At 58.5% G+C, this 13,300-nt stretch carries 13 protein-coding genes; 2 read left to right on the forward strand and 11 right to left on the reverse strand.

Features of this window, described 5'->3' with window-relative positions; genetic code table 11:
- Window positions 1-180: 180 nt before the first annotated feature.
- The 9 genes from serA to ACP0KA_RS06315 form a co-directional block, all read right to left on the reverse strand.
- Window positions 181-1,770, reverse strand: a complete 1,590-nt coding sequence (gene serA / locus ACP0KA_RS06275; protein ID WP_424627978.1) for a phosphoglycerate dehydrogenase — start codon at window positions 1,768-1,770, stop codon at window positions 181-183.
- A gap of 36 nt (window positions 1,771-1,806) precedes the next feature.
- The gene (locus tag ACP0KA_RS06280; protein ID WP_424627979.1) at window positions 1,807-2,124 is read right to left on the reverse strand and encodes an antibiotic biosynthesis monooxygenase family protein; all 318 of its coding nucleotides are present in this window, start codon (window positions 2,122-2,124) and stop codon (window positions 1,807-1,809) included.
- A 27-nt stretch (window positions 2,125-2,151) separates the two neighbouring features.
- On the reverse strand, window positions 2,152-3,324 hold the full coding sequence (locus ACP0KA_RS06285; RefSeq protein ID WP_424627980.1) for a phosphoserine transaminase: 1,173 nt from the start codon (window positions 3,322-3,324) through the stop codon (window positions 2,152-2,154).
- Between the two features lie 125 nt (window positions 3,325-3,449).
- The gene (locus tag ACP0KA_RS06290) at window positions 3,450-4,031 is read right to left on the reverse strand and encodes a glutathione S-transferase family protein (RefSeq protein WP_424627981.1); all 582 of its coding nucleotides are present in this window, start codon (window positions 4,029-4,031) and stop codon (window positions 3,450-3,452) included.
- Window positions 4,032-4,204: 173 nt separating this feature from the next.
- On the reverse strand, window positions 4,205-5,026 hold the full coding sequence (locus tag ACP0KA_RS06295) for an outer membrane protein (RefSeq protein WP_424627982.1): 822 nt from the start codon (window positions 5,024-5,026) through the stop codon (window positions 4,205-4,207).
- 142 nt (window positions 5,027-5,168) lie between these two features.
- The gene (locus tag ACP0KA_RS06300; RefSeq protein WP_424627983.1) at window positions 5,169-6,008 is read right to left on the reverse strand and encodes an outer membrane protein; all 840 of its coding nucleotides are present in this window, start codon (window positions 6,006-6,008) and stop codon (window positions 5,169-5,171) included.
- Between the two features lie 280 nt (window positions 6,009-6,288).
- Window positions 6,289-7,539: an MFS transporter gene (locus ACP0KA_RS06305; protein WP_424627984.1), complete on the reverse strand. Its 1,251-nt coding sequence runs from the start codon at window positions 7,537-7,539 to the stop codon at window positions 6,289-6,291.
- A gap of 263 nt (window positions 7,540-7,802) precedes the next feature.
- Window positions 7,803-9,149, reverse strand: coding sequence for a phosphoglucosamine mutase (gene glmM, locus ACP0KA_RS06310; RefSeq protein ID WP_424627985.1), 1,347 nt, complete (start codon window positions 9,147-9,149; stop codon window positions 7,803-7,805).
- Window positions 9,150-9,484: 335 nt separating this feature from the next.
- Window positions 9,485-10,456: a helix-turn-helix transcriptional regulator gene (locus ACP0KA_RS06315; protein ID WP_424627986.1), complete on the reverse strand. Its 972-nt coding sequence runs from the start codon at window positions 10,454-10,456 to the stop codon at window positions 9,485-9,487.
- A 317-nt stretch (window positions 10,457-10,773) separates the two neighbouring features.
- Here ACP0KA_RS06315 and ACP0KA_RS06320 point away from each other — a divergent pair, with 317 nt between their 5' ends.
- Window positions 10,774-11,469 (forward strand): outer membrane protein, encoded by a 696-nt coding sequence (locus tag ACP0KA_RS06320; protein WP_424627987.1) that lies wholly within the window; start codon window positions 10,774-10,776, stop codon window positions 11,467-11,469.
- 132 nt (window positions 11,470-11,601) lie between these two features.
- Here ACP0KA_RS06320 and ACP0KA_RS06325 read toward each other — a convergent pair whose 3' ends face one another.
- A complete protein-coding gene (locus tag ACP0KA_RS06325; protein ID WP_424627988.1) occupies window positions 11,602-11,790 on the reverse strand; it encodes a hypothetical protein in 189 nt (62 codons plus the stop codon).
- Between the two features lie 60 nt (window positions 11,791-11,850).
- A complete protein-coding gene (locus tag ACP0KA_RS06330; protein ID WP_424627989.1) occupies window positions 11,851-12,024 on the reverse strand; it encodes a hypothetical protein in 174 nt (57 codons plus the stop codon).
- Window positions 12,025-12,120: 96 nt separating this feature from the next.
- Between ACP0KA_RS06330 and ACP0KA_RS06335 the strand changes: the two genes are divergently transcribed.
- On the forward strand, window positions 12,121-13,290 hold the full coding sequence (locus ACP0KA_RS06335; protein ID WP_424627990.1) for an alpha-hydroxy acid oxidase: 1,170 nt from the start codon (window positions 12,121-12,123) through the stop codon (window positions 13,288-13,290).
- The last annotated feature ends 10 nt before the right edge of the window (window positions 13,291-13,300 follow it).

Below are 13,300 nucleotides of genomic sequence, written 5' to 3' on the forward strand. Positions count from 1 at the left end.
ATCGGCGCGAATGCACCATGGCGGGTTTCGTCACAAAATAACCAGATTGTCTTTAGGCTTTGTTACCCAAACGCGCATTCGCCTTTTGGATGTCCGGATCGGCTGTCCTGAAAAGAGAAACAGGCCGGAGCTTTTGCCCCGGCCTGTTTGGTTCATGAGAACGATCGCACACAGCTACGATCAGAAAACCAGCGCCTTGGCCTGCTTGACCTGCGGCAGTGTCGCGACTTTGGCCAATACATCCGGCGGGACGGTCCCGTCGACCTCGACCAGCGCAATGGCGTCACCGCCCTGCTTGTTGCGGCCGAGATGGAAGGTCGCGATGTTGACCTTGGCATCTCCGAGCAGAGAGGCAAACTTGCCAATGAAGCCCGGCTTGTCCTCGTTCGTCACATAGATCATCGACTTGCCGAACTCTGCGTCCATACGGATGCCCTTGATATCGACCAGACGTGGGGCGCCGTCCGCATAGACGGTGCCCGATACCGAGCGTTCCTGCCTCTCAGTGGTGACCGTGACCGTGATCAAGCTTTCATAATCGCTCTGGGCGGCGCGGGTCACTTCATCGACCACCATGCCGCGTTCCTTGGCGACAACCGGTGCAGACACGACGTTGACATCCCCCAGCATCGGCCGGAGCAGACCGGTCAATGCGGCCGACGTTAGCGCCTTGATCTTCATCTCGGCGACATGCCCTTCGTAAGTGATCTGCACCTTCGCGATGCCCGTCTCTGTCAACTGACCGGCGAACGATCCAAGCTTCTCCGCGAGGTCGATGAACGGCTTCAGCTTCGGAGCTTCTTCGGCCGTAATGGAGGGGAAGTTCACGGCATTGGAGATCGCGCCGGTCAGCAGATAGTCCGACATCTGCTCGGCAACCTGAAGCGCCACGTTCTCCTGGGCTTCAGTCGTGGAAGCGCCGAGATGCGGCGTGCAGATGACGTTGGCACGGCCGAACAGAATATTGGTCTTGGCGGGCTCTTCAATGAAGACGTCGAAGGCGGCGCCGGCTACGTGACCGGAGTCAAGTGCGGCCGCAAGCGCAGCTTCGTCCACCAGTCCGCCGCGCGCGCAATTGACGATGCGCACGCCCTTCTTCATCTTCGCGATCGCATTGGCATCGATGATGTTCTTGGTCTTGTCGGTGAGCGGCGTGTGCAGCGTGATGAAATCCGCACGCTTCAACAGATCCTCGAGCTCGACCTTTTCCACGCCGATGTCCTTCGCCCGCTCTGGCGACAGGAACGGATCGAACGCGATCACCTTCATCTTCAGACCCAGCGCGCGGTCGGCGACGATGGCGCCGATGTTACCGCATCCGATCACGCCCAGCGTCTTGGCCGTGATTTCGACGCCCATGAACCGGTTCTTCTCCCACTTGCCCGCCTGGGTCGAAGCGTCGGCCTGCGGAATTTCACGGGCAAGCGCGAGCATCAGGGTGACCGCATGCTCGGCTGTGGTGATCGAGTTGCCGAACGGCGTGTTCATCACGATGACGCCCTTGGCCGTCGCCGCAGGAATCTCGACATTGTCGACGCCGATGCCCGCGCGGCCAATGACCTTCAGCTTCGTTGCTTTTTCCAGGACCTTCGCAGTGGCTTTGGTGGCGGAGCGGATGGCAAGGCCGTCATAGTTGCCGATGATCTCGGCGAGCTTCTCTTTATCCTTACCAAGTTCCGGCTGGAAATCGACGTCGACGCCGCGATCCTTGAAGATCTGGACAGCCGCAGGCGACAGCGCGTCGGAAATGAGAACCTTGGGTTTCGTCATGGAAGACTCCAATGAAAGACGATGAATGGCTGTGTTTCAGTTCTGGCGCGCTTCGATGATCTCAAAGTGCTGTGAGACTGCATCGAAACGCGAGAGCACGGCGCGTGCCTTGGGCGGCACAACACCTTCTTCGTAATTGGGGCCAGCGAAAGCGATCACGGCCTCGAGCGAGTCGAAATTCATGATGGTGATGAACTCGACCTCGCCGCCGTCATCACGGCGCAAAAGCTGGATGTCGCGGAAACCCTCGATCTTTCGTGCGAGGATGCCGGGAAAGATTTCAGTCCGCAGCAGACGCTCGTAAGCGTCTGCATTTGCGGGCGTGGTCCAGCCGTGCCAGATGCGTGCGATCATGAGTGCCTCCGCGTGACGCGGTGGACGTTATGCCGCCTTGGCGAGCGAGGCCTTAGCCTCGGCGAAAGCCCAGTCGAGCCATTGCGTCAGCACAGCGACGTCGCTGGCTTCCACCGTCGCACCGCACCAGATGCGCAAACCCGGAGGTGCATCGCGATACGCACCGAGATCGTAACCGCCGCCTTCCTTCTCGACGGCCGCGACGAGCTTCTTCGCGAAATCCGCCTGAGCATCAGCTGGCAGCGACGTAATAGCGGGATCGACCACCTTCATGCACACAGACGTATTGGAGCGAATGGCCGGGTCTTTTGCCAGGAAATCGACCCACGGCGTCTTCGCCTGCCAATCCGCCAACACCTTCGTATTGGCGTCGGCGCGGGCAATCAGCGCCTTCAGACCACCAGCGGACTTCGCCCAGTTGAGTGCATCAAGATAATCTTCAACACAGAGCATCGACGGCGTGTTGATGGTCTCGCCCTCGAAGATTCCGGCATTCAGCTTGCCGCCCTTCGTCATGCGGAAGATCTTCGGCAGCGGCCACGGCGGCACGTAGCTTTCCAGCCGCGCGACAGCGCGCGGCGAGAGAATGAGCATGCCGTGCGCGGCCTCACCGCCCAGCGCCTTCTGCCAGGAGAACGTGACCACATCGAGCTTCGGCCAGTCGAGCGGCTGTGCGAATGCGGCCGACGTGGCATCACAAATGGTCAAGCCTTCGCGGTCGGCGCGAATCCAGTTTGCATTCGGCACGCGCACACCGGAGGTGGTGCCATTCCAGGTGAACACGATGTCGGAGTTCGGATCAGCCTTGCTGAGATCCGGGATTTCGCCATAGCCCGCATTGAGCTTGACGACATCCTTCAGCTTCAATTCCTTGACGATATCGCTGACCCAACCTTCGCCGAAGGATTCCCAGGCGATGGTGGTGACGGGGCGTGGTCCGAGCAGCGACCACAGGGCCATTTCGACGGCGCCGGTGTCGGACGCAGGCACAATACCGATCTTGTAGTCGGCCGGAACTTCAAGCACCTCGCGCGTCAGATCGATCGCGAGCTTGAGTTTCGCCTTACCGACCTTCGCGCGATGCGAGCGGCCAAGGGTTGCGTCTTTGAGATTTTGCGGGTTCCAGCCTGGGCGCTTGGCGCAAGGACCGGAGGAAAAATGCGGCACATTCGGCCGCGAAGCGGGCTTCGCTGCAGTCATAATCTACCCTTCCAGATAGCTGCCTCTCGGTGGGGAGAGGTTTCCCGCCGTCGTGGATAGGGAAGGATCGGAATTTCGTCAAGAAACTTCGCGCATGCCGGATCACAAGTCTGGCATGCGGCACCTCATGTGAGCCCGAGCGCGTGCTCGCCCTCACCGATCCACCGCCTGACAGACCCATAGCCATCGAGATGAAAGCCGCCTTCATGTGCTGCACGCGTATAGGCCAGCAGGGATACATCGGCGAGCGAGAACATGTCGCCGATCAGAAATCGCGTTTTGTGCAGTTGATGTTCCATCAGGGCCAGGGCGGCGTAGCCTCGCTTGACCTTCTCCGGATCAAGGTCGCCGAGGGACTTGCCGAGATAAACCATCTGGGCGCGGCAAACCGCAATATAAGGTTCGTGACTGTACTGCTCCCAGAACATCCATTCATCCATCTTGGCCGCGGCGTAGCTATCGGCGGGAATGAGACCGCTGCCGCGCGCAAGATATCTGATAATGGCATTGGACTGCGCGAGCGCACGGCCGTCGTCGAGTTCAATCACCGGCACCTGCCCGGCGCCGTTAAGCTTGAAAAACTCCGGCGTCCGGCTCTCGTTCCTCATGGTGTCGATGTCGACCCACGTATACGGCAGCGCCAAATAGTCGCTGACCCACTTCACCTTGAGACAATTCCCTGAGTTCAAATCGCCGTAGATCTTCATGACGGCCTCCCTCATTGAAACCTCAGATTTGATGGTGTCCTTTCGTCTCCGAATAACCGTGCGAGCGCGCATCAAATGGGGCGGTTATTCGGAGACGAGACACTAGCCCAACAGGCAAAACGGCCCCTGTCAACGACAGAGGCCGCAAAAAGGAATTTCAGGTCAGGCGCTGATCAGAATCTGTAGCCCAGTCCCGCGCGTACGGTATTGATGCTGGTGTCGACCGGTCCGACGAATTTCAGATATTCCCACTCGCCGCGCACAAAGACATTCCCGAACAACATGACGTCGAGACCCAGACCCGCAGCGTAGCCGTAGATGAAGCGGCCACTTTGTCCGGTCGTCTGGGATACTGAAAACGGAATGTTCTGAAAGCCGGGCGCAGCTGCAGGATTCACTTGTGTGCCCGAAATCGTAACTGACTTGCTTACGTCTGCCTGCCCAAGTGAAACGCCGCCGAACGCGTATGGCAAGAAATTATTCCACGCCCAGCCGACACGACCTCTCACGGATCCCATATCCGTTATCTTGAATTGCGCGTTGGCTTGATAGGTTACATCGTTGGTGTAGCCATTCGAGGTGGAGAAAACTCGCCCCATGCTATCTGCATCAGCGCCACCAAAGTCGCCGTGCATATAGCTTGCTTCGACACCGATCACGATGTCATCCCACTGGAAGTTATATCCACCAAATGCTCCAAATCCATCGCCGCGTTGGGACTTCTTGCCCAACACCGGCCACGTCGAAACCTGACCTTCGGATTCGATTGCAGTTCCGGACATCAGCCGCGCAGCCATAGCGCTCGTCGTGCCGGAGAAATTCATATCGGACGAACCGAGGCCACCTTGCGCACCGGCATAGAAGCCCCGCCAGTTTACGTAAGTGCTGGGCCCATCAATCAGGCTTCCGCGCAAGATCGGAAGATCGGGCATATCCGCAGCCTGTGCACTCTGCACGAGACCAGCCAATATCATCGTCACGGCGAGCCGACGCATCACAAGACTCCGTCACCAATACTTAACTGTGTTTGATGATGCCGCGTTAACCCTAATTGTTCGTTAGCGCGATGCGTGTGGCGCAAAAGAAAACGGCGCGGAAATCCGCGCCGTTGAACCAATTCCTGTCGATGGTATGCGATCAACCCTTGCGGATGAGCGGCAGCATCGGTGGTGCATAGACAGGTGCCGGGTCAAGATTCCAGCGCACGCCGAACTTCAGATCATGCGAAGTGAGGTGCTTGAACGTCATCGGATTATTGACCGAGCCAGGTCCATCGTACGGGCGAATATCGCCAGTGATGCCGTCACCCATATCAAGATAGCGATACGCCAATTCCAGCGTCAGACTTGGATTGACCTGATAAGCAAGACCAGCGTGCACCGCCCATGCGAAATTCCACTTCGACGCGGAGTCGGCATAAGCCGTGCTTGGGCCGGTACCCGGGCCACCAACCGTCAAACCCTGATCAGTGAAGTTCGAGATGTTAACCCGCGCCGTACCGACGCCAGCACCGATAAACGGTGTGATGCACCACCACGTGCCGAGATCGGCGTAGGCGTTGCCCATGATCAGCCATTCGGACTTGATCGCACGATAGGTGTCAGCTCCGTTGGCAATGACGCCGGCATTCGAGAACGTATTCAGATCGAGACCGTTGAAAGTCGAAGGTGCACGATACTCACCGGTGACGTCCACACGGAACCAGTTGTTGAACCGATAACCTGCACCGAGGCCAAAGATGCCGGCGCTATCGAACCCGAGGCGCTGATTTTGCGTAAGCAATGTCGAGTCCAGCGCATTCTCGAGGCGCTTGACCTGCTGATTGCTGAATCCGATATCGCCGCGCAGATACCAACCTCCGAAGTCCTCGACAGGAGGCGGCGCATACGCCGGCGGCGGAGCGATGGGCATATCGGCGGCGACGGCGGCCGTCGACATGGCGGACGCCGCAGCGGCGGCGAGAAGATACTTACGCATTGATCGGTCCTTTCGTCCGGTGAGGCAGGACGACGCAAAAGGCCTCACACACAAAAACTTACGGAGCGACCATCGCACTAAATGTTTAAGCGGCACTTAACCCTAATTCTTAACCGTGAATTTTAATCGGGCTTAAGCCAAGCAGTTAACAGCGCACTAACAGATGAGTCCGCGCGGACCGCCGTTGTAAAAAGCAGATCGAGTCAGGAACCTCAGCGCAAGCGATCGCACGCGGCCTGCATCCAAGCAGGCCGCGCGCGTTCGAAAAACGTCTGGAAGATCAGAGTTTGCTGCGCTTCATCTGCGGCAGGAACACTGCGAGCAGGCCGATGGCCGGCAGGAAAGCGCACAGCTGATAAACGAAGTCGATGCCTTTGAGGTCGGCAACTTCTCCCAGCACCGCAGCGCCGACACCGCCGAAACCGAATGCCATGCCGTAGAACAATCCGGAGATCATGCCGAGCCGATGCGGCATCAACTCCTGCGCATAGACGATTACAGCCGGCACCGCCGAGGACATGACGAACCCAACCAACATGCTCAATATCGCACTTCCCAGCAGACCGGCATGAGGCAACGCAAGCGTGAAGGGCAACGCACCGAGGATCGAAAACCAGATGACGTACTTTCGGCCGAACCGGTCACCGAGCGGACCACCGAAGAACACGCCAACTGTACAGGCGCCGAGAAACAGGAACAGATAGATCTGCGCCGCCTGTGTCGTGACGGCGAACTTGTTCATCAAATAGAACGTGTAATAGCTGCCGATGCTCGCCATGTAGAACGTCTTGGAAAACAGCAGCACCATAAGCACCACGAGCGCAATCTGCGTGCGCAATGGTGACGGTCCGTCGGCATGACGCACGGCCTGCGCGGCCTTTCGCTTCACGATACGCGGCTTGTACCATCGACCGATGTAGATGAGGATCGCGATGGCAAGTGCAGCCGCCACGGAAAACAGTGAAATGGCCGGCTGGCCGAGCGGCACGATGATCGCCGCGGCAAGCACCGGTCCAATCGCAGTGCCGAGATTGCCGCCGACCTGAAACGTGGACTGCGCCATGCCGAAACGTCCGCCGGACGCCATGCGTGCGATGCGCGAGGCCTCGGGATGGAAGACGGCCGAGCCTGTGCCGACGAGCGCAGCCGAAAGCAGGATGACCCAGTAGTGATGCGCGAAGCCGAGGAGCAAAAGTCCTGCGAGCGTGAAACCCATCCCCAACGCAAGCGAGAATGGCTTTGGGTGTTTGTCGGTATAGGCGCCGACAAACGGCTGCAGCAGTGACGACGTAAACATGAAGGCCAGCGTGATCAGCCCGATCTGGCCGAAATCCAGCGCATAGTTTTCTTTCAGGATCGGATAAACCGCCTGGATCAGCGACTGCATCAGGTCGTTGAGCAGGTGTGAAACCGCGATCGCGCCGATGATCGTAAACGCCGGGCCGGCGGACGCCGGGCGTGGCGCATCCGTCCCGTCCACAACAATGGGCGCAACGAGGGTATCGTCGGCGAGAACAACAGGCTTATTCACGAAAAAGCTTCCTAGTGGAGTGGATTTGACATTCGCGACCCACCTTGCAGCGAGTTCTGGAAGCGAATGTCAAATCCAGAACTTCACTAAAATCTTAGTGTTGCTAGTGTCCCTTATCTCCGAATAACCCTGCAACGCGCGGCAAAATGGGTCGGTTATCCGGAGGCAAGACTCTAGGCACTCAGAAGTTGAATGCTTTTCAAATACGAACTCAGAGGCTCTGCCGCCAGTCGCAATTGACCATGGCAGCTTTGCCGGATTGGTCAGGCTGCGGCCGCAAGCCCCAGGGCCGAAACGATCATGTCGACGGCTTCCTCAACGAGGTCGCGATCGTCACCCTCGCCCATCACGCGGATCACAGGCTCGGTCCCTGAGGAACGCACCAGCAGACGGCCGCTGCCATTCAGCCGCTTCTCGGCGTCGAGAATGGCCGATTTGACCTCTGGATTGTCGAGCGGCTTGCCCGCTCGGTAGCGCACATTCTTGAGGATTTGCGGCAGCGCCTCGAAGCGGTGACACACTTCGGAGACCGGACGGCCCAGCCGCTGAACCACCGAGAGAATCTGTAACGCGGCGACAAAGCCGTCGCCGGTCGTGGTGAAGTCCGACAGAATGATGTGTCCCGACGGCTCGCCGCCAAGATTATATCCATCCTTCAGCATGCGTTCGAGAACGTACCGGTCACCCACCGGCGTGCGCAGCAACGAGAGCCCTTGCCCCTCGAGGTAGCGTTCGAGGCCGAGGTTCGACATGACAGTTGCGACAATCCCCGGTTTGGCAAGGCGCCCATCGTCCTTCCAGCTCTGGGCAATGACCGCAAGCAGCTGGTCGCCGTCGACGATATGGCCGCGTTCATCAGCGATGATCACGCGATCCGCATCGCCATCGAGCGCGATGCCGATATCGGCCCGCATTTCGCGGACCTTTCGCGACAATGCCTCGGGCGCCGTAGACCCGCAGTCCTTGTTGATATTGAAACCATCGGGCTCGACCCCGATGGAAATGACGTCGGCGCCCAACTCCCACAGCGCTTCCGGTACCACCCGGTATGCAGCGCCGTTGGCGCAATCGACCACCACGCGCAGCCCATCAAGGCTCAAAGTGCGCGGCAGCGTGCGCTTGGCAAACTCGATGTAACGGTCATGAACGCCATCGATGCGGCGAGCGCGCCCCAGGCTTGCGCTTTGAGCGAGCCGCTTGTCGAGGTTTTCGTCCATCAGCTGTTCGATCTGATGCTCGACTTCGTCAGACAGCTTGAAGCCTTCCGGACCGAACAGCTTGATCCCGTTGTCATCGAAGAGATTGTGTGAGGCGGAAATCATCACGCCGAGATCGGCGCGCATTGATTTCGTCAGCATGGCAACTGCCGGTGTCGGCATCGGGCCAAGCAGCAGCACATCCATCCCGACCGAAGTGAAGCCGGCCACCATGGCATTTTCGATCATGTAACCTGACAACCGGGTGTCTTTGCCGATCACCACGCGGTGGCGATGGTCACCCCGCTGAAATACCAATCCCGCGGCCTGGCCGACCTTCAGAGCCAGTTCAGGTGTGATCAAACCGTTGGCGCGGCCACGGATGCCGTCGGTGCCGAAATATTTGCGAGCCATTGTGTCCCCTGCTTCGCCAAGGCTCTGGAAACCTTCGTGTCCTGACGAGCGCCCCTAATCTAGCGCGGACCGCACTATAAAGCCTCCCATAGGCGAATTTCTTCAAAAAATATAATGAATCATTACTGCCGACCATCGGACTAATCGAGGATAACCGTTTGATTTTTCAGAAATTTTTATCGAATTCCACCAACTGGTGCCTGTGGATCATCCTTTCGCGTGATGGCCTTCGAATAACCGAACGGCGGACAGACCAACGCGATGAAACAATCCCCAAGAGTTCCGGCCGGTCCCTTGGTTTCCTGATGAGGATTTCGCGTCCGCCGACGACGGCGCTACCCGCTCAAGCGAAATGACGTCGGGGACATATGGAAGCGCTTGCGAAAACAGCGATTGAAGTATGCGGCCTCACTGAAACCGCAGGCTTCGGCAATGTCGCCAATCGTCATCCGGTCGCACCGGTGATCTGCCAGCATGCGACATGCTCTTTGCAAACGAAGTTCTGTGACGCGCGGGACAAAGCTCATGCCGGTGTCCTGTAGCAGATCCTGAACATAGCGCGGCGACAGTCCGAGTTTTCCCGCGACTGAATCCAACGAAAAGCCGGCACCGGAAAATCCTGCATCGATCTCCGCCAGCACCGCCCGCAGGCGCGCCGCGCGCAACCCACGCATGCCGGCCAGTTCGCCTTCGTCATTGCTGGCGCCGATCGCGAGCGCAACGAGGCCAAGCACAGAATTGCCGATGTGTTCGGCCAAGGCGGACTCGCCGTTGGTCACTGTCTCGCCGCGCAGAAAATTCGCATAGTTTCGCAGATGGCTCATCGCCTCGCTCTGCGGATTGAGCGGCGTTGCAACCAGATCCTCGACATTGCGCACGAGACCCCGCAAACGATCGCGCGGCATGGTGAAAGCCATCCAGGAATGATCGTCACCGAATTGGCTCTCGCCAATCTCATAGTAATTCAAGAATGCCGCCATGCCGGGATATGCGAGCGTCTCGCGGCCCTGCTGGCGAATCAGGATCGGGGTTTCGCCGCGGTTGAAAACCAGGATCAACTCGTCTCGCGCATCCAGCGACACCTCATGCGCTGTGCGCCGGATGCGCGACAATGCTCCCTCGAACCATCCGGTTGCGACCGGTCCGAATTGCGTGCACTCCATATGCGCAGAAAATTCCCGATCTTGCGCACGCGCAAAATCGAGCAAGCCATATTGCGCTGAGTGAAGATCGCACCAGAGCGAGAAGCGTTGATCGTCATCCAAGCTGGGGGATAGTTGGTCGGATGAAAAGACGATTTTCCCCATCACTCTGCTCTCGCGTGTTTCACGATGGACCTACATGCCGGGACGTTTTGCAACTGAGAAGCAAAATCTGCGGACGGTCACAGCGGCAATTTACCGCTAACCCGTTACCGCGCGCCGCCCATGCGCAAAAATCCAATTCGAATGCGCTTCTTTCCAATGACGCGTGTCAGGAAAAGCACAGGCGCGAGGAAACAGAAAATCAGTACGCGCGATTCCAAACCGGTTGCGCGAGCGGACAAACGCTCCACGACGGTTAGCCCCATTATGTCCGCCTGTTTCGCGTTATGCGATACGAACTCAAAGGGCTGAAAATGGGAATGAGAAAGACCTTTCTGGCTGCGGCAGCTGCGATGATTTGTTCACTGTCCGGCGCCATGTCCGCGGCAGCTGCGGATCTCGCGACAGAGCGAAGAGCTTATCCGCCTCTTCCTCTGTTCACATGGACAGGGTTTTACGCCGGGATAAATGCCGGATACGCATTCGGAAATGCCGACACCATTCTTCCGGCTGGCATCGCCCCACTGTCGTCCAGCTACGACGGTTTCATCGGCGGCGCGCAGATTGGCTACAATTGGCAACTTGGCGCGGCCGTTCTCGGTTTCGAAGCCGACATGCAATTTGCCGACGTCAAAGGTACGGAAATCATCACGGTGGTCAACGCCACTGCAACGAACACGTTGGAATGGTTCGGAACGGCGCGCGGTCGCGTCGGCTATGCGTTCGATCGCGTGTTACCATACGTGACAGGCGGCTTCGCCTTTGGCAGAAACGAATATGATTTCACGCTGATCCCAAGCGGCAATCCCGCGAAAGGGACCATCACGCATACCGGATGGACAATTGGCGGAGGTGTCGAGTTTGCCGTTCGCGACGCCTGGAGCGTGAAAGCCGAATACCTGCATGTCGATCTCGGGAGCCAGGACGGCGCGAGAGACATTTTGGTAACGGGTGAGGTGACCAGCTTCCACCCGAAGTTCGACCTTGTCCGCGCAGGATTGAACTATCGCTTCTGAGGGCCAGGGCCCTGTCTTAATCGCAACACAGCACAATGGCGCCAGCCCAGAGGGAAGGCGCCATTGTCATTCACGGACATAACCGAAACCAGGATCTCCGCTGCCCATTGGTGCGGCGCAGCATAACAATCCCTATCCCTTCCGCTTGACGTGTTGGTCATGTTTTGACGGAGGCGGTTGGGTCACGTTGACGGGGTCCGAACCCGGGAAGGACTCCTCCAAACCCTTGTTCAAGGCCTCATCCAGCTTGTCCTTGTGGGACTTGGGCACCTTGTCGTCCGTGGTTTGATTATCTCTCGCCTTTGTGTCGACATCCGCCATCGTGCTCTCCTGCGTGGATTTGCAGGACAACGTTCAAGCCGACCCCGTGTTCCGGCCCTCTTACCCCTTGCGCTTGGGGTCCCCATCCTGTTTTGAAGGGGCGGGCTGGGTCACGCTGACGGGATCGGAAGCGGGGAATGTCTCTTCCAGACCTTCGTCCAGAGCCTCGTCCAGCTTGCGCTTCTTGGCATCCGCCTTTTTGCTGCCTTCTGGACCATGGTCGTGAGCGGCCATGACATCCTCCATCCAACTGCCGACTGTTTGCGTGCGTCCCAACCATGATAGATGATTGCGGCAACAAAGAACGCAATGACCTGAGGAAGCGTGTCTATGAAGAATATCACCTGCATCGAAGATCTGCGGCAAATCCACAAGCGCCGCGTGCCGAAGGCATTCTTCGATTATGCTGACCGGGGCTCCTATGCCGAAGAGACCCTTCGCGCCAATCGCTCCGACATGGAGCGGATCAAGTTTCGTCAGCGCATTCTGGTCGATGTCGCATCACGCTCATTGAACACCACCATTCTCGGCGAACCCGCCGCACTGCCGCTGATCCTCGCTCCGATCGGCTTGACCGGCATGCAGCACAGCGACGGCGAAATCCACGCCTGCCGTGCAGCGCATGCAGCGGGTATCCCCTACACGTTGTCGACGATGTCGATTTGCTCGATCGAGGACGTCGCATCGAGTGTCGACAAGCCGTTCTGGTTTCAGCTTTATGTCATGAAGGACCGCGGCTTCGTCAAAGCGTTGATCGAACGCGCGATCGCCGCCAAGTGCAGCGCGCTCGTCCTGACTGTCGATCTTCAGGTCATTGGCCAGCGCCACGCCGACATCAAGAACGGCATGACCGTGCCGCCGCAGTGGACGCTAAGCAAGTTCATCGACTTCGCTTCAAAACCTTCATGGGTCTCCGGCGTCCTGCGCGGCAAGCGCCGCACCTTCGGAAATCTCGTCGACGCCATGAAAGGCAGCAACGTCAACGAGCTCTCGGTCTGGATCGCATCGCAGTTCGATCAATCGCTGAACTGGAAGGACGTCGAGTGGATCCGCAGCATCTGGCCCGGCAAGCTGATCATCAAGGGCATTCTCGACGTCGCTGATGCGAAGGAAGCCGTAAAGACCGGCGCGCAGGCAATGGTGGTGTCCAATCACGGCGGTCGTCAACTGGACGGCGCACCGTCGTCCATCTCCGTGCTGCCCGAGATTGTCCAGGAGGTCGGAGGACAAACGGAAATCTTGTTCGATGGCGGCATTCGCTCGGGCCAGGACGTGATGCGTGCGCTGGCACTTGGCGCGAAGTCCTGCATGATCGGCCGCGCGTATGTTCACGGCCTCGGCGCCGGCGGTCAGGATGGCGTTGCGACGGCGATCGACGTGATCAGCAAGGAATTAAGCACGACGATGGGTCTGTGCGGTGTCAACCGCATTGAAGACATCGACCGTCGCGTTTTGACTGACCACCTGCAGACGAACGCCGTCAGCAGCCCGCGTAACTGAGCGCGAGACC

Origin of the sequence: Bradyrhizobium sp. SYSU BS000235 (assembly GCF_049747295.1) — a bacterium.
Taxonomy (GTDB): Bacteria; Pseudomonadota; Alphaproteobacteria; order Rhizobiales; family Xanthobacteraceae; genus Afipia.